This is a genomic window from Bacteroides sp. GM023, assembly GCF_014750685.1.
Taxonomy (GTDB): domain Bacteria; phylum Bacteroidota; class Bacteroidia; order Bacteroidales; family Bacteroidaceae; genus Bacteroides.
The window spans coordinates 301,948-325,010 of record NZ_JAAXGE010000002.1; the positions used below are offsets into that span (position 1 = coordinate 301,948).

Consider the following 23,063-nt stretch of genomic DNA (forward strand, 5'->3'; position numbering starts at 1 on the left):
GATAATAAGTCATTTTACAACTAAAAATAGCTTTTACTCATATATAAATTGTCCTGTTGCCACACAGTCATTATCAGCTGACAGATAAGCCCAATGGGCACTAAAACCTTCCGGGAATACATATTTAACTTCTTCGTCGGCTTTTAAATTAAATTCCTTATAAGCTAGCTTCTGCTCCAAATAGTGGGAGATATTCACCCAAAGGGTAACAGTCACATCTTTATCAGCACGCAATATCAATGTTTTCTTGTCATAACCTGTCATCAAATATGGGTCACTCAATACATCTTTACTGACAGACGTGTGCTTCCACGGTCCGCCTGTACCAACAGGTTTGCCCAATTTCCACAAATCGTCAATAGAACCAAACCACAAGCCGGCTGTTTTATTTTTATTTTTATAAATATGTTCTGACTTCTTTGCATCCCGTTCAATGCCGGACATTACTAACAATCCATTCCATGAATTATAGTCATCTATAAATTTATGATGGGAAGATACAGGACGCATCATCATAAATAAAGGTTCGCGCCCCACATGAATCAATGGTAACTCATAGAAAGTACCGTGTATATTGGCCAATTCACGTTCTGATTCCACTTCGCGTATACAGCGGCTATTTACATGTTTATCGTATGCACTATCCCCCTTCGGAAGACGAAGGTTACCAACAGAAGTATATAAAATTACAGAAGCATCATCTACACTCCATAATTGTTTCATAAGTTTCTTATCCACTGTTTTTGCATTAAACTGCATAGTTTCAGCATAATGTACTTTTGTTTCCAATGCTCTTTCAGCCAGCGATTCTGTAATGCCGGGTACAAAGTCAAATTTAAATTTATTGAGTTCGAATTTCCCATTTTCACTGACCTCACCATTTTTCTGTATAGCTGTAAAACAAGAAAGATTCAAATTTGAACGGTTACTGAATAATTTAGCAGTCAAAATCTCTTTAGAAGTTCTAATTTCAGCCAGCCCTTCGAACATAGTTTTAAATGTTTCCGCATCTTGATACCGATTTGTAGTATAGTGAAGTATAAAAGATAATTGCCCATCATTTAATGCTTTCAGACGTATCCATTCTCCTTTTATATCTTTCGGGAAAACGTAAGTCTGATATTCTCCGCCTTTCAAGCGAATCGTTTTATAATCACTCCACTGACTATTACCTTTCTTATCTATTTGTATAATGAACGAAACGGGTGTAGTCTTATGATTCACAAGATGAGCCATACGACGGGCAAAACCAGCAAACAAATAAGGTTCACTTATACTACCTTCCTCTACTTTATCATCCAGCCAAATAGCTCCATAACCAGTTGATGGTCCCCAATTGTAAAATTCTTCGGCAGAACCAAACCAAAGGTTCGATTGTGGCTGACCTGCCAAAGGATTTCCCTGAATACTTGTTTCGTCTGTAGCTAATACAACCTGTCCGTTCCAACTACAAAAATCAGGTATATAACGCAGATGAGAAGCAATCGGACGTATTCCCGCGGAATTGCCGGAAGAGAAAGTAGCAGGAAAATCAAAGAACATACCATGCATATCCATCATCATCTTATCAGTTCCAACCTCTCGGATACGAGGCCATTCCGTAAACCATCCATGAGAAGGGTCATTATTATAAGCAGCTTTGGGGAGCAAAAATGTAGTCCACTTTCCATCTTCCATCACTTTCAGACGAACAGCTCTTTTATCCCATCCCATTGACCATAAAGGAGAATTATCATTCGGAACAGCCTGAATTCCATAGCGAGTTGTTACATCCGTAAACTGTTTGCGTTCTACTACTTTAAATATCTTTCCATCATATTCAGCCAATACACCATATTTTTCAGGACCAGTCAGTCCTTGTACCGGTACTTGCCATTCTTTAGAGGACTCTCCGGCTTCTCCATTATTGGCCAAAACTAATTTTCCCTGTGCTGTATATGCTCCTTTACCATGCCATCCGGGAAGAGGATTATTATAAAGTTTCTTCACTTCTAATGTATGAACGTCAGCTTCATAAAGCATACCTTCCATATCATAATAGTAGACCTTATTTACAGGATCTTCTAAATGCCGGGCTATAGCCGTAATACGTCCGGGCATCGTAAGAATAGGTATCGTACGGATATTCCCTTTCTTATCTATTAAATAGTGTCCAATCAATAATTGTTCAGACTCTTCATGAATCATACGGGCAGCCGGAGTCCCTCCTACGCTACCTGGATAAATAGTCATTTTTTTATCCTTGTCCAAAATATATAGTTGATGTTCACTGCCTTTAGGCATATGTGCCGCATAATTTACCATATATAGTTTCCCGCCCCATACGGCCAAAGCTCCGATGCCACATTCATCCCCGAATTTATACTGTCCGTTACTGCGGGCATGAGCATAAGTCGTTAAGTGAGGATAAACTCCACTAATCATTTGTTTGCCCGAAATGACAGACATCTTTCCATCCTTTTCCGAATAAGTGGCCTGTGCACTACAAACGTTCGAACCGACTAACATAAGTCCGACAAGGCAAGTATATACATTCATTCTATTCATAATGTGTTAAATATTAAATTAATTTTGTTTCTACGCAAATCTACTGCTCTATATTATATAATTATGTGTTATTTGTACTCAATACTTTGCTATTTGTTTTTTTGAAGCAAAATAAAGACGTAATCAGCAATTCATTCATCTAATCTTCGTCACCGTCATGGCAAAACCTCCCCCAGGAGCCATCCTTATTTTCTTTAATGTACTAGAAGTTACTACAAAAGTCTCTTTCTTATAATCTGCTGCTTGTTTGGCAGCATTGATTCCATCCTTAAATAATATAACTTGGTAATCTCCACCTTCCAAGAATTTAAAATCTAATGTTATATCACGCGGATTCCAATCCGTCATGCCACCAACATACCAATTGTCATTCACTTTTCGTGCACTTACAATATATTCACCTAATGCTCCTTGCAAAATACGTGTTTCCTCTATATTCTGATTTGGAATACTTGCTATGAAGCTGGTACATTCCTGCTCTTCTTTATAAATTGTCGGATTATCGGCCAACATAGTCAAGGGTGAGTCATGCACAATATACGCAGCCAACTGATGGCAACGTGTACCCTGACTCATCGGATTGTAATATACATCTTTAAAATCCTTTTTAGTCGCATTCCGCATGGCACCAGGTGTATAATCTACGGGCCCTGCCATCATACGAATATAAGGAAAAGTCACATCATATTTCATCATATTCTTTTCAATGGTACTCCATTTCATTTCCTCCATTCCAAAGATGGATTCCACATTGATGATATGAGGAAAGGTACGGTTAAAACCTGTCGGTTTATAGAATCCGTGCAAATCCAGACTTAACTTATATTTAGCAGTCATCTCCGCTATACGATAGGTCATCTCTACCGCCGTCTGGTCATCCCTATCCAAAAAATCAATTTTAAATCCACTAATACCCATCTCTGAATATTTTTTGCAGGCTTCCTCCAACTGATTATCCAAAACATTAAATACAGCCCACAGAATCAAATCTACTCCTTTACTCTTACCATAACGTACCAGTTCCTCCAAGTCCAATTCAGGGATTACAGTCAGCATATCTCCTTTCCGGGGATCATACCAACCTTCATCCAATATGACAAATTCAAGTTTATTTTCTGCTGCGAAATCAATATAATATTTATAGGTTTCCATATTGATGCCAGCCTTAAAATCTACATTGTAAATTCCCCAATCATTCCACCAGTCCCAAGCAACTTTTCCAGTTTTAATCCAGGAACAATCCCCTATACGATTGGGAGAAGCAAGTGCATATACCAAATTATTCACAGGCATATCGGTATCTTTCTCCGTTATTGCCCAAATTCTCCAGGGATAAGATCGTGTGCCTTCTGTCTTAGCTATAAAATCTTCCCGCTCCAACACATATGTCATACTACGCGGAGGACGCTGGGACATTGTTTTCGGATATTTTGCGAAGGTTCCTTGTAAAGAAACAGATTGTCCGTTACCTTTTATGAACATACCGGGATAATCTTCCAGGTCCGATTCCAATAAAGTCATTTTAATGCCTTCACCACAATCTATTGTTATAGGTAAAAAAGCAATATTATCCGTACCAACATCTTTTACTGTAGATTCCGTATAGATATTCTGAAATGCCATAGCATATTTATCATTCCCCCGTTTTACTGTTGAATAAGCCATATAGGTTTTATAGTTGACAGGAAAATTGATTTCGACTCTTTCATCCTCAATTACCAATGGTGTTTTCATCGTTGTATAAAAACGATAAGCTATCCCTTCATTATAAGCTCTAAAAATAACACCATAGCCACTCTTGAACTTCAAGTTACATTCATTATACACTACATCAAATGACGCAAAACGATAATGTGGAGAAACGACATGCTCTTTTACAAAAGAACGATTAGTAGTATTGAGCAGCTTCATATGTTCTCCCAAAACTTTATTCTCCAACACTAATCCTATAGGACTTTTTTCTAATAACAACTGATTAGCATATCTCACCACATAAGACAATTGCTTTTCCGCACAAATCTCCACTTCTAATTTTCCATCCGGAGACTTTAATACGAAATTATGTTCTTTTGCAGACAAAGACAGTGTAAATAAACCGGTAATCAAGAACAAGCAAAATAAGTTTAGATTTCTCATATATTCTATTCTTAGTTAATTAATCTGTTACAAAATTAAGTGTCGGGACTCTTAACAATTATTCTTTCCGTACTAAAAGATATGCTATTTGTCCAGCCGGTTCAGAAAGAACATCTTTTTTTCATATCAGAACGCATAACACAATATTATGGACAAATAAAACAGTGTTAGTGAAAAATCCGGCGTAATTTTGCATATCGTGAATAAGATAGATAATACCATAAAATGAGAAAACACCTTTAGACGAATACCATGAATGCTAAATTATTATCTTTTATTTCTCTGGTATCTTTCAGCAGCACTATTCAATCTGCTACTGAAAGCGAAGAACAACGCAAACATCCCAATATATTATTTTGCATTGCAGATGATGCAGGACATATGAGTGCCTATGGTACTCCCTGGATTTCAACACCTTCTTTCGACCGTGTCGCTAAAGAAGGTTTATTATTTGAACATGCTTACACATGTAATGCTAAATCAGCTCCCTCACGCGCAACAATCATTACCGGACGTAATTCATGGCAATTAAAAGAAGCTTGTAATCACTGGCCCAAATTTCCTGCTGAATTCAAATCGTATCCTGAAACCCTCTCGGAGAATGGTTACTACGTAGGATGCACAGGAAAAGGGTGGGGACCAGGAATTACGAACGATACAAATGGAAATCCCAGAGAACTGACAGGAAAAATGTGGAATCAAAAAAAATTAGTTCCACCAACTCAAGGAATTAGTAATGTGGACTATGCAGCTAATTTCAATGAATTTATGAAAAACAGGCCCGAAGGTAAACCATTCTGTTTCTGGTATGGAGCTTTGGAGCCTCATCGCGGCTACGAATACGCTTCCTCACTACGTTTCGGAAAATCCGTGTCACAAATTGACTCTGTCCCCAATTATTGGCCGGATAATGAAATTGTACGTATAGACATGCTTGATTATACGATAGAAATAGAACACTTTGACCATCATTTGGAAGAAATCCTGGAAATATTGGAAGAAACAAATGAATTGGATAATACCATCATTATTGTAACTTCTGATCACGGAATGCCTTTTCCACGCTGCAAAGGACAAGAATACAATAATTCTAATCATATTCCATTTGCTGTTATGTGGAAAAACGGTATCAAAAATCCCGGAAGAAAAATAAAAGAATATATCGGTACGATTGATATAGCGCCTACCATATCAGAAGTAACAGGCATTAATCTGGAAAAAGCTGGAATGAAAACTATCACCGGACGTAGTTTTATGGATATCCTGAAAAACATAAAGGCGAACATAGACCGTGATTATGTTATGATTGGTAAAGAATGTCATGATGTAGGAAGGCCAGACGACCAAGGATATCCCATTCGTGGATTAATTCGTGGTGATTTCCTATATTTGAAAAATTTTAAAATTGACCGCTGGCCTGCAGGAAATCCGGAAACTGGGTATATGAATGTGGGCGGAGGACCTACAAAAACTAAAATTTTAAAGGCCAGAAGAAATCCAGATACAGCCCATTATTGGCAATTATCCTTTGGCAAACGGGAGACAGAAGAGCTATACAATATCAAAAAGGATCCCAACTGCATGATAAACTTGGCCAAGAAAAACGAGTATAAGGAAATAATGCAAAAACTCGAACAAGAAATGACTCAAAAATTGGTAGAACAAAAAGATCTCCGGTCATTTGGAAAAGGATATATTTTTGACTCATATCCGGATGTAAGTAAAGCCAAACAAGTATGGAACCGAATGAAAGCTGGCGAAAAAGTTCCCTGTTTGTGGATAGAAAAGACTGATTTTGAACCGGAAGCATCAGGATTAAAAGTGAATTGGCAGAAATAAATCTAAAGTAAAAATAATGATTATGGGAAAGAAATATTTGAAGTTACAAAAGAACAAATTGCCCAGACCGAGCAGAAAATTACCGCAAAACAATATAAGAAACTTCATATGCTATTCTGGTATATCACCGATAACACAGTAGGGCATTTCCAAAACCCTCGTCCTATATCTGAAGGTACGGCTACCTGCAAGGGAAACACCTTTACAATGTTAAACTGGAATCAAGTGGTGGCTTATGAAGTTCATCAAAATGACAAGTTAATATTTGTATCCCCACTTAGCCACTTCACTGTAGAAGAAAATATAGTAGATGCAACGACTACACTCTATGCAATAGGAGTAGACGGAACCAAGAAAGAAGTAAAATTCCAATGGAAAGAAGATCCGGAACAACTCGACAAAGTAAAAGCAAAAGGATCTGACAAAAATAATATGTATAACCGATAATAATAAGTTTATTTTATGATGTACAAAAAACTTTGTATTATTACAGCTTTGACTGTATTCTGCGTATTCAATGGATGGGCTAGAAAGTTCAAACAGGAGCAATTCGTTAATTTATTAAATATTGAAGTCGGATATGAAATTACCCCAAATGGTTTTTTATTTGCAGACCTGGGTAACTGGCATGGCTATGGATTTAATAATCCCTCCGACCTTTCAAATGCCGGAGGATTCAGAGGCCCGGCATTCATAGGCGAAAAAAAAATCAGCTTACAATGGCTGTCAGATTGTTTCGAAAAATTAACATTGGTAGGCGTAGACGGAAAAACAATCCCCTACACCCAAATAGTGTCTTCTGAATATTTACCGGGTATGTTACGCCTACATCTAAAAGCAAAAAATCTGGAAGTAAAAATCAGAGAGATTGCCATTACAAATCGAGGAACAATGATTGAGTATCAGATCATAAATACCGGTAATGAACCACAAACAATCAAGGCTAATTTTACAGGCAATCTCACTTATAAAGATGCTAAACTTACACAAAGAAACAACTTATTGTGTGTTAGCGTGGTTAATGATAAACATCAATTTATTTTTTCGTTGCCTAGAGAATGTCAAATATCAAAAGTTACGGAGAAAAATTATCATGCTGAATCTGAAAAAATGAATATTCGTCCCGGAAAGGTCGTTGTTCTTCACAGCTTTTCTACCTATTCCCCAGCTGTCAACCAGAAAGAAGCGTTAAACAACCATCACCAAATAGAACATGATAAAACAGATAAATATTTCAAACAAAACAAGGAAAGATGGGAAGGGTATCTAAGTAAAGTTTTAAACCGTCCTACACCTTATTTACAATCTGAACGCTACCGTAATTGGGCAGTAAAAGCTTTAATGACATTAAATACCAACTGGAGGAGTGCAGCAGGAGATTTAAAACATGCTGGACTTTTCCCGGCAACCGGACATTTTGATGCTTTTTGGGCATGGGATAGTTGGGAGCATGCTACAGCAGTGGCCATTTTTAATCCGGAACTAGCCAAAGACCAAATGCGAACGATGTTTGACTATCAAACACCGGAAGGAATGATTGTGGATTTAATCTCGTTAGACAGAAAAGAGAATAACATTGTTTGTTCAAAACCTCCTATTGCAGGTTGGGCAACTTACATGGTATATCAACGCTCTAAAGATAAAGCATTTATCAAAGAAATGCTTCCGAAACTATTGAAGTATCACGAATGGAGATATAAATACAGAGACCATGATCAAAATGGATTATGTGAATATGGAGGAACCGGTTCAAAAGTCTATATGGGGCAATGGGAAAGCGGTATGGATGTTGCTGTAAAATTTCATGGTGTAAAAATGTTGAAGAATGCTCCAGAAGCTTATTCTTTCGACCAAGAGTCTATTGAACTAAATAGCTATCTATGCGCGGAAAAGTTCTATTTAGCGTTTATGCTTGACGAAGTCGGTGATAAAGAAACAGCCGCCAAATATAGAAAAGAAGGAAACGAACTTAAAAAAAATATTCAGGAGAAATTCTTTGATAAAGAAACTGGTTATTTTTATGATCGAAAGTTAGGCACAGGCGAACTAGTGAAAGTGATTGATATTTCAGGATGGATTCCTCTATTAACCAAAGTTGCCACTCCCAAACAAGCAGAAGCCGTTAAAAACAACATGCTCAGTCCCGAACTATTCGGAACTTATTTCCCTTTCTCTTCACTGAATCACAAACATCCTTTATATCAGCCTGACAAAGGTTATTTCCGTGGACAGACTTGGATGAACTATACTTACTTTGGCATCCGTGGATTCAAAAATTATGGTTTTACTGAAGAAGCGACCAAATATACCTGGTTATTACCCGACCGATTAAAAGGCTTAACAGAACCAGGTATGCCCATCCGGGAGAATTGGAATTCGGCTACAGGAGAAGGAATGACAGCCAGGCATTTCGGTTGGTCCAGTGCTTTCTCAATCTTATTACTAGGAGAAGATGCCGACAAATTCATGTATGTTCCCTGAATGTAGACTTAGTTCCGCATTAATTGAATTTACTAAAATCCGGAGTTTAAATTATTATAAAAATATAGTATGCAAAAAATAATTTTACTTTTCCTATCTCTGTTATACATAACCTTTATTAATGCGCAACAGCGTTGGAAAATCAATAACAGCAATGGTATTTCATGGCAAGTAGAAAAAGACGAAGTACACTATGATCACATTGAGATGGCTGGCAAACGAATGGCGGTTGTACTTAGATATGGTGTTAATAAAGAGGGAGGTTTTGAATTAAACAAAAGTATGATATGGCCAATGTTACGTACTATTCCTAATAATACTCATGGTAGTTTGATGCGTCGTTTGGACTGGAATCCATTAGATGCTGTTACCATAAATGGACGTAGTCTCAAAGAACAAGTGAAAACAATAACACTGAATGGAACCTTGGAAGTTATCAGCGAAATTCCACTGGTCAAGAAAAGTTCACTGTCCTTAAAACGGACGTATCTCCCCTCTACGGATTTACCTTCATTAATTGAAATTTATGAATTCACCAATACCGGAGATACAGAAGTCAATCTGGAAATACCTGCTATTCATACAGTGCTCCCGACAAATCCTAAAAAAGGAATAGAGGGAAGTTATGTAATCAGCCTAGCGACACAAAAAGCAGAACCTACAACCTTGCTTCCAAGCCAAAGTTACATATTTACAGCCTCTGTTTCCGCATATAAACCTATGGAAAAAGAAGATGGTATTGACGCAAACAAAGAATTGTCAGAACGGAAAGTATTTGTAAATGAATGGATGAATAATTTAGTATTAGAAACACCCGACCCAATACTTGACAAGATGTTCGCTTTCTCTAAAATTCGTGCCTGCGAAAGTGTGTATGAAACTAAAGGCGGTCCGATGCACGGTCCTGGAGGGGAATCTTATTACGCAGCCATTTGGGCTAACGATCAGGCTGAATACATTAATCCCTATTTTCCATTCATCGGCTACCAATATGGAAACGCATCTGCGTTTAATTCATTTGAACATTTTGCACGCTATATGAATGACGAATGGAAACCTATTCCAAGTTCTATTGTCGCAGAAGGTGACAGTTATTGGAATGGAGCGGGTGACCGTGGTGATGCTGCCATGATCGCTTACGGTGCAGCACGATATGCTTTAGCTAATGGCAATAAGGAAGAGGCTGAGAAGCTATGGCCATTGATAGAGTGGTGCTTAGAATTCAGTCGTAGAAAAATGAATGAAAGTGGGGTTATAGCTTCCGATACTGACGAATTGGAAGGACGTTTTCCTGCCGGAAAAGCTAATTTATGTACTTCTTCTCTATATTATGATGCACTTCTTTCTGCTGCTTACCTGGCTGAAGATTTGAAGAAAGGAAGTACCATAGCAAAAACATATAGAAAACAAGCATCTCAATTGGAGAAAAATATAGATAGTTATTTTGCAGCTACAGTGGAAGGATTTGATACATATGCGTATTACAAAGGAAACGATATATTACGGGCATGGATTTGTATTCCGCTCACAGTAGGAATTGATAAACGCGCTGAAGGTACTATCGATGCGCTCTTCTCTCCCCGTTTATGGACAGATAATGGTCTTTTGACACAGGCAGGTAGTCAGACATTCTGGGATCGTTCTACCTTGTATGCCCTGCGAGGTGCTTTCATGGCAGGTGAAGTAGAAAAAGCCATGAAATTTATGAAGCATTACTCCACCACCCGTCTGTTAGGAAATCATGTGCCTTATGCTATTGAGGCCTGGCCGGAAGGCGGGCAACGTCATCTTTCTGCGGAAAGTGCTTTGTATGGGCGTATTATCACGGAAGGAATATTTGGTATTCGTCCTACCGGACTCCACTCATTCTCAATGGTACCCAGATTACCACAAGAATGGAATGAAATGTCACTTCGAAAAATTAAAGCATTCGGCACTGACTTTGATGTTGAAGTAAAACGTGTGAAAGACCAGACACTTCGTATAATTGTAAAAAAAACAGGAAAGAATGTGCTGGATAAAACAGTAAAGAGCGGTACTATGTTGGATTGTAAATTGTAAATTTATATATGAGTTTAATATCTAAAAAATGGATAGCTATCTTATTGATAGCCGTTCCTTTATGGACCTATGCACAGAAAGCTGTGGAATTGAAAGATCCTTCGGGTAAAATAGAGGTCAATATATCCATAGGAAGTAATATTACTTATTCCATATCACATGAGGATGATGTTATAATCGGAACTTCTCCTGTTGCAATGACTTTGACCGATGGAACAGTTTTCGGTAAAGCTCCGCGATTAAAGAAAAAGAGTTATAAGACGGAGAACCAGACTATTTATCCGCCTGTCTATAAAAAGAAATTTATAAAAGACCATTTTAACGAATTGACTTTGGATTTTAGAGGTGGATACAGTTTGATATTCAGAGCTTATGAGGATGGAGTTGCCTACCGTTTTATTTCTAATCTGAATAAACCGTTTCAGGTAGAAAGTGAACAAGCTGTATTCAATTTACCGGATAATCCGAAAATTTTTGCAGCTACTCCCAAAGGCAGAAAGATAGATGGAGTGGAAAATCAATATCATAGTTCATTTCAGAATACGTATCAGCACGTCGAACTTTCCAAATGGGATAAGTCTCGTATGGCCTTCTTACCTATTCTGTCGGAAGGTAAGAATGGAAAGAAAGTTTGTATTACAGAAGCCGATTTGCTAAATTATCCGGGAATGTTCTTGAAAGTGTCTCCTGATGATAAAGGCTTCTATGGAAAGTTTGCCGCTTATCCTAAAGATGTTTCTGTTGAAGTAAGAGGATTGAAAGAAATGGTAAAAACACGTGAACCATATATAGCGAAAACAGAAGGTAAAACTGCCTTTCCATGGCGTGTGATGGTGATATCTAAAAAAGATACGGATTTATTATGCAGTGATATGGTATACAAGCTCGCGACTCCTGCAGCAAAAGATGATTATTCATGGATAAAACCAGGCAAAGTGGCTTGGGACTGGTGGAATGACTGGAGTCTGTACAATGTAGATTTTAGCGCAGGCATCAATACAAAAACATATAAATACTATATTGATTTTGCGTCCAAATTCGGTATAGAGTATGTTATATTGGATGAAGGCTGGGCAGTTGCCGGCCCGGCAGACTTATTCCAGATTGTCCCTGAGATAGACATGAAAGAGCTAATACGTTATGCTGACAACAAGAACGTAGGACTTATTTTATGGGCAGGGTATCGTGCATTTGATTTAGATATGGAACGTGTTTGTAAACATTATGCAGCAATGGGTATAAAAGGCTTCAAAATTGATTTCATGGATCGGGATGACCAGTATATGATTGACTTTAACCGCCGCTGCGCAGAAACGGGAGCCAAATATAAGCTACTTATCGACTTACACGGAACCTCCAAACCAACAGGATTACAACGTACTTATCCCAATGCCATCAATTTTGAGGGTGTCCACGGATTAGAAGAAATGAAATGGGCTGAACCAGGGACAGATCAAGTTACTTATGATGTGACCATGCCATTTATTCGTATGGTAGCCGGACCACTGGATTATACACAAGGAGCAATGAATAATGCCAATAAAAAGAATTTTAAAGCCGTTTATTCAGAGCCGATGAGTCAAGGAACACGCTGCCGACAACTAGCTGAATACATTATTTTTGAATCTCCATTAAATATGCTATGTGATGCGCCTACTAACTATCTAAAAGAAGAAGAGTGTACAAGATTCATAGCCTCAATACCCACTGTATGGGACAATACAATAGCTTTAGACGGAAAAGTAGGAGAATATCTAGCAATGGCACGTCAAAAAGGTAATACATGGTATATAGGGGCTTTAACAGACTGGAAGGAACGTAATATGGAATTAGATTTATCCTTTTTAGACAAGGGAGAATACAACATAGAATTTTTTGAGGATGGAATAAATGCTAATAAAGTAGGAAAAGATTATAGACGCAAAGTAGGATACATTTCAACAGGTAAGAAATTTAAAGTTCACATGGCTTCAGGTGGAGGATTTGTTATGAAAATATGGAGGTAAATATATAAGCTTATTTATAATTCAATAGTCAAAGTACCTGTATTTTTTCCTTTAAAAGGAACACCTCGTTAGTTTTAAAGGAACGGTGCCTTGGTTTTAAACCAACAGGGTGTTCCTTTTAAACCAACGAGGTACTTATATTGAAGTCCTATTTCGTATATTTTTCAAATGGAAAAAAACATTCAGGAAGACTTACTTATTTCCCTATTATTTATTTCAGATAGCATCGAATCTATAGATTGGAAAAGCCACCGTGTACGATAACAGTGAAAATCAGTGAAAGAATTTAAAAGAGAAACAAATACAACAGAATTATTTGGAAGTTAACTCATGAAGGCATACATTTGTCATGTGATTTTTTTCATAGTATTAGATTTAAGGTTAACAAAGGTTGGAGCAAGGCGTTGCTCCTTTTTTTATGCCCCAACCTCTGCTATTTTATTCGGCCATCATTTCTTTTTCGCTTCTCCGCAAATATAAATCTTACATTGATAAGGAGCCAGTTTGACAATGATACCCTTTGTTGTATCTACTGTTGTGCGGGTATCCAGGCTATATACCTGATTGAGCGATAAATCTTCCACCGTTTGGGTGTTCAGTTCCACAACTTGCGGAGAATTCGTCCGGTTAAAGCAGGCAACCGCTTTGCGACCATCCGCCAACGGTTTCACCCACACATCATAATAATCTGCACGGATACTACGTTCAGCCTGCTTGCCAAGCATATCCTGATTAATAGCAATCAAATCCTTATCCAACAGGATTTGCAAAGTGCTGTCATTCATATTCCGCACATCATTGCCGCACAACAGAGGAGAAGCCATCATGCACCATAGTCCGAAATGGGATTTGTATTGTTCTTGCGTGCATCCTTCCGATTCAGAACCGATACTCATACTTTTTCCGCCGATACCTACTACCAGCATATCCGGATCATTCCAACCTGCCGGCCCGGCATATTCATTCAAAGGAGCATTAATCTCAAGGATATTCAGAATGCCACGTAATCCTCCCATCTGATTGGCTTCACGATTCCATACATCACCGATATCTCCTGAAACTCTCCACAAATGTCCGCCTACTTCTTTCGCCCATTTCCACGGTTCACGCTGTCCCCATTCGCAAATAGAAAAGACAATGGAACGATCGGTAGCCCGCAAGGCTTTTCCCATTTTAGCATAGCGGTTCATAGCCTCCACTCTTCCGGCAGGGGCATTACAATAATCATACTTCAGCAGGTCGACTCCCCAGGAAGCAAAGTCTTTTGCATCTACTTCTTCATAACCATAACTGCCACAAACGCCACCACAGGTTTTATCGGCAGCATCAGAATAAATACCTAACTTAAAGCCACGCTCGTGCAAATAATCGGCTACATATTTTATTCCACGCGGAAACTTGGTCTTATCTATCTGCAAATGCCCGTCTGATCCACGCTCCGGCAGTTGCCAGAAATCATCTATATTAATAAATGAATAGCCTAAATCACGCATTCCGTTTGCTATCATGGCATCTGCGGTCTGCAACACCAGTTCTTCGGTGAGATGGCGACCGAAAGTATTCCAGCTATTCCATCCCATCGGGGGAGTCAGTAACAACTCGTCGCCGATACGGATAATCATTTTCTGTTCGCAAGTGCCCAGTGCATTCTTTGCTTTAAGGGTTACGGTATAATCCCCCTTAGAAGCTATTGTTCCCGAGATAATACCTGTCTCCGGGTTCAGTTTCAATCCTTTCGGAAGTTTATCGACACTCCATTCCATCGGACGTTGACCGGACGTAGGAATATAGAATATAAAAGGAGTAGAAGGATAATTGCCTGTTATCTGTGGCGCATTGATGACGGGCTTTCCCTCAAATATTTTTTCCGAGGCAGGATTTCCAGCAGATACAGACAGGATATTGACTAAAAAACTAAAGAAAAGTACGACTGTAAGGAAGCATTGTTTATTCATAATTAGGATGTTTGTAATATTAATGCTGCTAAGATATGAAAAAATCGAGTAGGAAAAACAGTAAGGAACGCATTATCTTACACCCAGTTCGTCAAGAACAAGTATTACTTCCATCCACAAAGTATTAATTTAGCAGTTGATACATTCCTCCCGCCAATACACGAATCACCCCTTTCATTTCCAACTCAAACAAAAGAGCACTCATCTTCTGCACGGGCATATTTGCTTCTACCACTAACGCATTAATCTGAAGACTTCCTTGTCTCTCCAAAATATCCACTACTTTCTGCTCTTCTGCAGATAAATCAAGGAAAAGACTACGTTGTACATTTTCGGTTTTTGTCGGATGAGAAGATATGCTCCATCCCATTGCCGAAACTAAATCTTCCGCTGAAAGAATCAGGGAAGCTTTATTATCACGAATTAGTTGATTACAGCCTATGGAATACTCATCACCCAAACGGCCGGGAAAAGCGAAACAGTCGCGTTGATAACCTTCGGCCAGTTCGGCAGTAATTAATGAACCGCCCTTTTCGGCAGATTCTATGACGATGGTAGCGTCGCACATACCGGCGACAATACGGTTACGACTGACAAAGTTGTGACGATCGGGATTGGTTCCGGTGAGAAATTCCGTCAATAGCCCGCCGTTTTCAAGCATATCAATGGCCGTTTTACGATGGACATGAGGGTAGATACGATCCAAACCATGCGCAAGGACGCCCACAGTAGGAAGTTCATTGGCTAATGCTTCACGATGGACATGAATATCAATTCCATAAGCAAGGCCGCTGACTACCAGGACATCCGGACATAGTGTTTTTAAATCACGTAGAAAGGAGGCGCAAATCTGAGTTCCGTAATCGGTGGCATGGCGGGTACCTACCATATTAATGATATGAAGGGAGTTTAAGTCTGCATTTCCTTTGAAGAAAAGAACAACGGGAGCGTCTTCACATTCCCGCAACCGTGAAGGATAATCGTCGTCCGTGAAAGTCAGGCAACGGATATTTTTCTTTTGGATGAAATCAAGTTCCTGTTCGGCACGGGCTATAGCCTGCGGACAATCCAGTGCGTCCACTACACGCTGGCTTATATCCGGGAAAATGCCGGGAAGTGCTTTTCGATTATGAAATACAGATTCAGCACTTCCTGTTTCAGCGACTAAACGTTTCGCCCCAATATGCCCGATACCGGGTATCATTGTCAGGGCGATACTATAAAGTTGTTCTTCTTCGTCGGATGTCATTTCAGGTAAGGAGCAAAGACATTATCAAACAATTCGCTGTCACTTAAACGTCCATTTACTACACATACCGTTTCAACAGTGGATTTCACTACTATTTTATTATCGCTTTTGCGGAAAATATCCTGATAGAATACATATTTGATGCCTTCTTTCTGCATGTATAACTTGGATACAAATTCATCCCCGCTTCTCAACGGAGTTTTGAAAGCCATGTTGATACGTGCCACTACCGGGTCTACTCCCTGTTCGTGGAGTGCCGCGAAGCTTACGCCTACCGAGGTCAGAAATTCGTGGCGTGTATGTTCCAAATAATGCTGATAATTGGCATTGTTCACAATACCTTGAAGGTCGCATTCATAATCGCGTACCTTCATTTCCAATTCATAGATATATTGCGCCATCGTTTTATCCTCTTTTCTGTTCGATATCGAGTCCTTTGAATTTCTTTAATTCTTCGGTAGATACCAGTTTGTACAATTTGTCACTCGGACGTATCTTATCTGATTTCATCGAGAAGCGTTCGCCTTTCTTCACCGTTTGCACCGGCTTCAAGTCGACACGCGCCTCATCCAATGTCATAAAGACGGCACCGGTAGTCGGGCCTGTAATCAGCAGTTTATCGCCTACGCTTACTTCGGCAGCTTCTACCAGAAATTCGGAAACACCGATGTTGGAGTAGTATTTAATGCCTTTACCCACATAGATTTTGCGTTCCGTAGCGGCAGAACCATAGTTGCGAGTCCATTCTCCCAAACGCTGTCCGAGGTAATATCCATTCCAAAAGCCACGGTTGAAAACAGCCTTCAGACGTTCGTCCCAAGCTGCCACCTTTTCGTCGGTAAATGTATCTTCCAGATAGGCTTTGATAGCTTCTTTATAACATTCTACGACCGTACGCACATATTCAGGTCCACGGGCACGACCTTCAATCTTGAATACACGCACACCTGCATCCATCATCTTATTCATAAAGTGAATGGTTTTCAGGTCTTTCGGTGACATGATGTATTCGTTATCAATATCGAGTTCCACATCCGTTTCCTTATCACGGACGGTATATGAACGACGGCACACCTGCATACAGGCACCCCGATTGGCAGAGTTGTTCATTTCATGCAAAGAGAGATAGCACTTGCCGGAAACGGCCATACAGAGTGCACCGTGGCAGAACATCTCGATGCGAATCAGTTCACCGCTCGGTCCGCAGATATTTTCTTCTTTAATCTGACGATAAATCTCTGCTACCTGCTCCAAATTCAATTCACGGGCCAAAACGACTACGTCTGCAAATTGCGCATAGAACTTCAGGGCTTCTGCATTGGAGATATTTAATTGTGTGGAAAGATGTACTTCCTGTCCTATCTTACGAGCATGATTCATTACCGCTACATCGGCAGCAATCACAGCAGAGATACCTGCTTCTTTGGCTGCATCGACAATCGTATGCATCAATGGGATATCTTTATCATAGATGATAGTGTTGACCGTGAGGTAGCTTTTCATCCCATGTTCATCGCATGTACGGGCGATTTCCCGCAAATCATCAATCGTAAATGTATTGGCCGAACGGGCACGCATGTTTAGGTTTTCTATACCGAAATAGATAGAATCAGCACCTGCCTGAATGGCCGCAGCAAGGGATTCGCGCGAACCGACAGGAGCCATTATTTCAAAATCTTTCAAACTAAGGCTCATAGAATATATACTTATTTGTATCAGTTAAGCAAATGAATGCGTACAAAGGTAGGCTTTTTTCCGTATTTTTGCAGCGAAAACAAGAAGTTACTTCAATCATAAACAGTAAATAACAAAATCATATATGAAGATTGGCCCTATAGATTTGGGTGAAAAGCCCATCCTGCTCGCTCCCATGGAAGACGTGACAGATCCGGCTTTCCGCCTGATGTGCAAGAAGTTTGGAGCGGACATGGTATATACTGAATTTGTATCGAGTGATGCGTTGATACGTGCAATCAGCAAGACTGCACAAAAGCTCAGTATCAGCGACGAAGAACGTCCTGTCGCTATTCAGATATACGGGAAAGATACGGAGACAATGGTAGAAGCTGCCAAAATCGTGGAAGAAGCGCAGCCTGATATTCTAGACATCAACTTCGGATGCCCGGTGAAAAAAGTTGCCGGGAAGGGGGCAGGAGCAGGAATGTTGCAGAATATTCCTAAAATGCTGGAGATTACCCGTGCCGTGGCAGATGCCGTGAAGATACCTGTGACCGTGAAAACCCGTTTGGGATGGGATGCAAATAACAAGATTATCGTGGATTTGGCAGAACAGTTGCAGGACTGTGGCATTGCAGCCTTGACTATACACGGTCGCACACGGGCACAGATGTACACCGGAGAAGCAGACTGGACACTGATAGGCGAAGTGAAAAACAATCCGCGAATGCATATTCCTATCATCGGCAATGGGGATGTGACTACCCCCCAACGCTGCAAGGAGTGTTTCGACCGTTACGGAGTAGATGCCGTAATGATTGGTCGCGCCAGCTTTGGGCGTCCGTGGATATTCAAGGAAGTCAAGCACTATCTGGAGACAGGAGAAGAGTTGCCGCCACTTAGCTTCGACTGGTGCATGGATGTACTTCGTCAGGAAGTAGTTGATAGCGTCAATCTGCTTGATGAACGCAGAGGAATCCTGCATGTACGGCGCCATTTGGCTGCCAGTCCTTTATTCAAAGGGATTCCCAATTTTCGCAATACACGTATTGCCATGCTTCGGGCTGAAACAAAGGAAGAACTTTTCCGGATATTTGATGAGATACTCGCTAATAGAGAGGGCAATCCGGAAGATTAATTTATGATATGGATAGCATTGTATCCGCGAAAATAAGAATGTTGCGGAGCAATGCTATTTTATTTGAACATAGGCTGCGCAAACCACTTCTTGAACATCCAGGTTGCAACCACATACAGCAGGAACGCAGAGAAGAACCCCACGATAGCATCAATGACATAATGCGCCTGAATATACACGGTAGCCCCACAAAGTAACATATAGAAAGGTATCAGGCAGGCAAATAACCTCTTACTTCCACGCCAGGCCATAATCATCAGAATGGTAGAAATACCGACGTGCGAACTCGGAAATGCCGCCGTAGGACGCTCACCCACTTGTTGGGAACCTTCCACCAGGCTATAAAAAAATCCATGCTGATATCCCGGTCCGGGCAATAATTCCTGATTATGATTGAAATAGTCGCCGATGGCAGGAAAAATACCTTTAGATACATTATCAAATCCAATGGCAGGAAAGTAGAATTGAGGGCCTGCAACGGGAACAAATATATAAATCAGGTAATATATAAAGAAAGAAGTAACCAGTACAAAAGACATCTTTTCGAACCATTCGAACCTATAAATGAAGTAGAATAACGCCACAATCAGCATCATCGGGTAATAAAAGAAATACCCCATGTTAAATGCTTCACTGACCAGAAGATGCGGGAATGTGTGACAGAACCAGATAGCAGGCTGTCCATTAAAAATAAACTGTTCAGTAATGGCAAAGACATGGTCCAGGTTCGGAAAGAAGCGATTGAATTCGAAAGTATCCGGATACCAGTAGGAAAGTAGACTCATCTGAATGACAATACGCACAAACGCCGAGAATTTACAGGGAGCAAGGCGATAAAGATACATCAACAGGAAAGTCATCGCAGCAATCATAGCTCTATCCAGCAACATATGCCATGGATGATCCATCCGCTGAAACAGGAACAGAATCAATATGGAAGTCAGCAGATTATAAATCAATGTAATCTTCTCCACAGCAAACAACCCTTTCCGGGTTTCTACGCGCTTAAATAAGTCTAAAGCCATCCTTCATTTTTATACCAGGCAATAGTTTCACGCACACCTCTCTCCAAATCATATTCGGGTGTATATCCCAATTCATTGATTGTAGGGGTTATATCACATTGCCAGTTGCGTTGTTTCATTATCTTATATTTATCAGAATTCAATGTGCTGCACTTTCTGGAACGCGTAGCAACGAATTCAGCGAGCAAAGATATAACTTTTAGCACAATTAATGGACATTTCATGTGAAGAACAAACGGATTCCCTAATTCTTTTTGTATCAGGCGCGAAAAAGTGCTGCTTTTATAGACCTTTCCATCTGTCAGGAAATACGCCTTCCGGGTTACTTTTTTCTCCATACCCAGGAAGATGGCCTGCACAATGTCTTTCACATAGACAAAGGTCAAGTCCTGCCGCCTAAAGCCAACAGAGAAATCAACATGCTTCTGAATAGACTTCGCCATCAGGAAATAATCAGACTCGCGGGGACCGTATACTCCCGTAGGACGATAAATGACATAGGGGAATCCCGGAATACTCTGAATATATAGTTCGGCTTTCAACTTGCTGAAGCCATAGGCAGTATTAGGAGCAGGAAGGTCATCCGCTTCTATCGGAGTGTAATCTTTCTCACGCACAGGGCCGAACACACTAAGCGTACTTATATATATAAACTGTTTCGGAACCATATTCAGTTCCCTCAAAGTATCAATAAAATACTTTGTCTGAAGATAGTTCACGTAGTCGAAAGCTTTTTTGTCGAAACATTTCGTCACGCCGGCACAATGAATGATATAGTCAAACTTGTTATACGTACCTTTGTGTCCGGAGAGTTGAGCACGAAGTTCGTTGGGATGTGCAAAGTCCAGTTCCAGAAAATGAATCTTCCGGTTTTTCAGATACTGCTTGCTACTGGTGGAGCGAATTCCTGCCCACACACCAAACCTTCGTTTCAACGCTTCTTCCACGATGAAACTCCCGATAAAACCGCTTGCGCCCGTTATTAAAATACTCTCCATTATTATTTTCCTAGTTCTATGCGAATATGAATTATGAATCCCTGCCACAAAGATACAATAAATATAAAATAAAAACCATTTTGCTTTTCTCAATTATTATTTGTTTATTTGCAACGCAATTTATTTACTATTCAACACTTTTAAAGCACGTGGAAGATAAGGCCGATTTTGATTTTCTTTTTAAAGAGTACTATCCCCAACTTTATTATTACGCATTTCATCTGATTAATAATATGGAGGCTAGTAAAGATATCGTAAGCGATGCCTTCGAATTTATCTGGGCCAATTATGCAAAAATAGATAAAGCCACGGCTAAATCTTATCTATATGTCTATGTTCGCAATAAAAGTATCGATTTCCTGCGACATCAGAATACACACGAACAGTATGTGCAACTCTATTCCGAATTAACCAAAGCTTACGCCGAAACGGAATATCAGGAGCAAGACGAAAGAATGATGCAAATCAGCAAAGCTATGGAAAAGCTGACCCCGCACACAAGGCATATCTTAGAAGAATGTTATATCCAACGCAAGAAATATCAGGAGGTAGCAGAGGAACTAAATATCAGTGTCAGCGCCGTAAGAAAGCATATTGTGAAAGCATTGCAGGTAATACGCGAAGAATGTGCAAAAAAATCATAAAGCAGGTGTCCTTATTTTATGAATAAACGTAATATAAACAAGAGTGATATAGTCTGAACAGTAATGAATAAAGATATTGACAACATAAATAACGCAGATGATTCTGTAAAGAAGGCGCTCGACCTCATGGAGAGCCGGGCAGAATTGAGCGACGAGCAGTTGCGGGAAATGCTTGAGGACGAAGAATGTCTGCAAGCATGTCGCGACATTATGGACAGCAGCCTTTTCCTGCAACAAAAAAGCGGAACAAAACTACCCAATGTAGAAGCAGAACTGGAATGGTTCAAAAAGAAACAACATTCATTACGAATGCGTTCTAATCTATGGAAAACAGGCATTGGAATAGCTGCCATGATTGCCATTCTGTTCGGGGCTTATTATTTTATCAATACGCTGACTACCCCACCCATCGAACCAATCACGGTGTTTACCGCCGATGCTACTCCCCAGCATATCGTTCTTCAGAAAGACAATGGAGAGAAAATTGTATTGGACGAGCCAAAGGCAAACAACCAAACTTTACCCAAAACCGTCATATCGACATCCGAAAAGAAGGAATTGGATTACCGGCAAGTTATTTCAACGACTACCCAAACACACATACTTACCGTTCCGCGAGGTGAAAGTTTTAAAGTGGTATTATGTGACGGTACGGAAGTCTGGTTGAACGCCAATACCAATTTCGTCTATCCTACCGTTTTCGTAGGCAATGAGCGTGTAGTCACTTTAGAAGGCGAAGCCTATTTTAAAGTAACCAAAGACTCCAAACATCCTTTTATTGTAAAAACTCCCAATGTACAGACCCGTGTTCTCGGTACGGAATTCAATATACGCAGCTATACTCCTGAAGACACCCATGTGGTGCTCATCAACGGAAAAGTAGAAGTCAGCAACGCGGAAGGCGGCTCCTTTACGAGGCTCTATCCCGGCGAAGATGCACATCTGCAATCCGATGGCAACTTCCTTTTGACAGAAGTAGACCTGGATTCTTATGTTTACTGGAAAGATGGCTATTTCTACTTTGATGATGTCACATTGAAAGATATTATGCAGAATTTGGGACGCTGGTATAATGTGAACATAGAATTCAGAAACAAGGAAGCTATGGACTATAAGATGCACTTTGTATCCGATCGCACCAAAGACTTGGAACACACTATTTCATTACTTAACAGAATGAAAAAAGTCACCGTAACCTTGCAAGGCAATACGCTTACTATAGATTAAGTTTACTTTGCATAAATATTATAAATTCATACAGATAATAGCAATTTATCACTTTTCTTAAAAAATAATTCGCAAAAGGG

The 23,063-nt window shown here is 39.8% G+C and carries 16 protein-coding genes; 8 read left to right on the forward strand and 8 right to left on the reverse strand.

What is annotated here, in order from left to right; translation table 11 throughout:
* Positions 1 to 33 precede the first annotated feature (33 nt).
* Positions 34 to 2,547, reverse strand: coding sequence for a hypothetical protein (locus tag HC965_RS03920; RefSeq protein ID WP_191030224.1), 2,514 nt, complete (start codon positions 2,545 to 2,547; stop codon positions 34 to 36).
* A gap of 135 nt (positions 2,548 to 2,682) precedes the next feature.
* On the reverse strand, positions 2,683 to 4,683 hold the full coding sequence (locus HC965_RS03925) for a glycoside hydrolase family 97 protein (RefSeq protein ID WP_191030225.1): 2,001 nt from the start codon (positions 4,681 to 4,683) through the stop codon (positions 2,683 to 2,685).
* A 252-nt stretch (positions 4,684 to 4,935) separates the two neighbouring features.
* Between HC965_RS03925 and HC965_RS03930 the strand changes: the two genes are divergently transcribed.
* The 5 genes from HC965_RS03930 (at position 4,936) to HC965_RS03950 (ending at position 13,070) form a co-directional block, all read left to right on the forward strand.
* The gene (locus HC965_RS03930; RefSeq protein WP_191030226.1) at positions 4,936 to 6,522 is read left to right on the forward strand and encodes a sulfatase; all 1,587 of its coding nucleotides are present in this window, start codon (positions 4,936 to 4,938) and stop codon (positions 6,520 to 6,522) included.
* Positions 6,523 to 6,630: 108 nt separating this feature from the next.
* Entirely contained in the window at positions 6,631 to 6,969 is a 339-nt protein-coding gene (locus HC965_RS03935) for a hypothetical protein (RefSeq protein ID WP_191030227.1), read from the forward strand.
* A 15-nt stretch (positions 6,970 to 6,984) separates the two neighbouring features.
* A complete protein-coding gene (locus tag HC965_RS03940; protein ID WP_223854695.1) occupies positions 6,985 to 9,003 on the forward strand; it encodes a trehalase family glycosidase in 2,019 nt (672 codons plus the stop codon).
* Positions 9,004 to 9,072: 69 nt separating this feature from the next.
* Positions 9,073 to 11,064, forward strand: a complete 1,992-nt coding sequence (locus tag HC965_RS03945) for a hypothetical protein (RefSeq protein ID WP_191030228.1) — start codon at positions 9,073 to 9,075, stop codon at positions 11,062 to 11,064.
* An 8-nt stretch (positions 11,065 to 11,072) separates the two neighbouring features.
* Positions 11,073 to 13,070 (forward strand): glycoside hydrolase family 97 protein, encoded by a 1,998-nt coding sequence (locus HC965_RS03950; RefSeq protein ID WP_191030229.1) that lies wholly within the window; start codon positions 11,073 to 11,075, stop codon positions 13,068 to 13,070.
* Between the two features lie 449 nt (positions 13,071 to 13,519).
* Here HC965_RS03950 and HC965_RS03955 read toward each other — a convergent pair whose 3' ends face one another.
* From HC965_RS03955 to HC965_RS03970, 4 genes are all read right to left on the reverse strand, one after another.
* The gene (locus tag HC965_RS03955; RefSeq protein ID WP_191030230.1) at positions 13,520 to 15,025 is read right to left on the reverse strand and encodes a putative Ig domain-containing protein; all 1,506 of its coding nucleotides are present in this window, start codon (positions 15,023 to 15,025) and stop codon (positions 13,520 to 13,522) included.
* 124 nt (positions 15,026 to 15,149) lie between these two features.
* Positions 15,150 to 16,274 carry a DNA-processing protein DprA gene (dprA, locus tag HC965_RS03960; protein WP_191030231.1) on the reverse strand — a complete coding sequence of 375 codons (1,125 nt, stop codon included), beginning with the start codon at positions 16,272 to 16,274 and terminating at the stop codon, positions 15,150 to 15,152.
* Positions 16,271 to 16,675, reverse strand: coding sequence for a thioesterase family protein (locus HC965_RS03965; RefSeq protein ID WP_191030232.1), 405 nt, complete (start codon positions 16,673 to 16,675; stop codon positions 16,271 to 16,273). Before HC965_RS03965 ends, dprA begins: the two co-directional genes overlap by 4 nt.
* Positions 16,676 to 16,679: 4 nt before the next feature.
* Positions 16,680 to 17,969 (reverse strand): peptidase U32 family protein, encoded by a 1,290-nt coding sequence (locus tag HC965_RS03970; protein ID WP_191030233.1) that lies wholly within the window; start codon positions 17,967 to 17,969, stop codon positions 16,680 to 16,682.
* Positions 17,970 to 18,093: 124 nt separating this feature from the next.
* Between HC965_RS03970 and dusB the strand changes: the two genes are divergently transcribed.
* The gene (gene dusB, locus HC965_RS03975) at positions 18,094 to 19,089 is read left to right on the forward strand and encodes a tRNA dihydrouridine synthase DusB (RefSeq protein WP_191030234.1); all 996 of its coding nucleotides are present in this window, start codon (positions 18,094 to 18,096) and stop codon (positions 19,087 to 19,089) included.
* 59 nt (positions 19,090 to 19,148) lie between these two features.
* On the opposite strand, the gene HC965_RS03980 is transcribed toward dusB, so the two are convergent.
* Together HC965_RS03980 and HC965_RS03985 are read right to left on the reverse strand one after the other, a co-directional pair.
* A complete protein-coding gene (locus HC965_RS03980; protein WP_191030235.1) occupies positions 19,149 to 20,114 on the reverse strand; it encodes a phosphatase PAP2 family protein in 966 nt (321 codons plus the stop codon).
* On the reverse strand, positions 20,105 to 21,112 hold the full coding sequence (locus tag HC965_RS03985; protein WP_191030236.1) for an NAD(P)-dependent oxidoreductase: 1,008 nt from the start codon (positions 21,110 to 21,112) through the stop codon (positions 20,105 to 20,107). The genes HC965_RS03980 and HC965_RS03985 overlap by 10 nt, the downstream gene beginning before the upstream one ends.
* 41 nt (positions 21,113 to 21,153) lie before the next feature.
* Here HC965_RS03985 and HC965_RS03990 point away from each other — a divergent pair, with 41 nt between their 5' ends.
* A complete protein-coding gene (locus tag HC965_RS03990; protein ID WP_191030720.1) occupies positions 21,154 to 21,756 on the forward strand; it encodes an RNA polymerase sigma-70 factor in 603 nt (200 codons plus the stop codon).
* Between the two features lie 63 nt (positions 21,757 to 21,819).
* Positions 21,820 to 22,983, forward strand: a complete 1,164-nt coding sequence (locus HC965_RS03995) for a FecR family protein (protein ID WP_191030237.1) — start codon at positions 21,820 to 21,822, stop codon at positions 22,981 to 22,983.
* Positions 22,984 to 23,063: the final 80 nt, after the last annotated feature.

Coding starts and splice junctions, on each gene's coding strand:
- HC965_RS03920 (WP_191030224.1), bottom strand. CDS start 2,547: ATGAATAGAATGAATGTATATACTTGCCTTGTCGGACTTATGTTAGTC.
- HC965_RS03925 (WP_191030225.1), bottom strand. CDS start 4,683: ATGAGAAATCTAAACTTATTTTGCTTGTTCTTGATTACCGGTTTATTT.
- HC965_RS03930 (WP_191030226.1), top strand. CDS start 4,936: ATGAATGCTAAATTATTATCTTTTATTTCTCTGGTATCTTTCAGCAGC.
- HC965_RS03935 (WP_191030227.1), top strand. CDS start 6,631: ATGCTATTCTGGTATATCACCGATAACACAGTAGGGCATTTCCAAAAC.
- HC965_RS03940 (WP_223854695.1), top strand. CDS start 6,985: ATGATGTACAAAAAACTTTGTATTATTACAGCTTTGACTGTATTCTGC.
- HC965_RS03945 (WP_191030228.1), top strand. CDS start 9,073: ATGCAAAAAATAATTTTACTTTTCCTATCTCTGTTATACATAACCTTT.
- HC965_RS03950 (WP_191030229.1), top strand. CDS start 11,073: ATGAGTTTAATATCTAAAAAATGGATAGCTATCTTATTGATAGCCGTT.
- HC965_RS03955 (WP_191030230.1), bottom strand. CDS start 15,025: ATGAATAAACAATGCTTCCTTACAGTCGTACTTTTCTTTAGTTTTTTA.
- dprA (WP_191030231.1), bottom strand. CDS start 16,274: ATGACATCCGACGAAGAAGAACAACTTTATAGTATCGCCCTGACAATG.
- HC965_RS03965 (WP_191030232.1), bottom strand. CDS start 16,675: ATGGCGCAATATATCTATGAATTGGAAATGAAGGTACGCGATTATGAA.
- HC965_RS03970 (WP_191030233.1), bottom strand. CDS start 17,969: ATGAGCCTTAGTTTGAAAGATTTTGAAATAATGGCTCCTGTCGGTTCG.
- dusB (WP_191030234.1), top strand. CDS start 18,094: ATGAAGATTGGCCCTATAGATTTGGGTGAAAAGCCCATCCTGCTCGCT.
- HC965_RS03980 (WP_191030235.1), bottom strand. CDS start 20,114: ATGGCTTTAGACTTATTTAAGCGCGTAGAAACCCGGAAAGGGTTGTTT.
- HC965_RS03985 (WP_191030236.1), bottom strand. CDS start 21,112: ATGGAGAGTATTTTAATAACGGGCGCAAGCGGTTTTATCGGGAGTTTC.
- HC965_RS03995 (WP_191030237.1), top strand. CDS start 21,820: ATGAATAAAGATATTGACAACATAAATAACGCAGATGATTCTGTAAAG.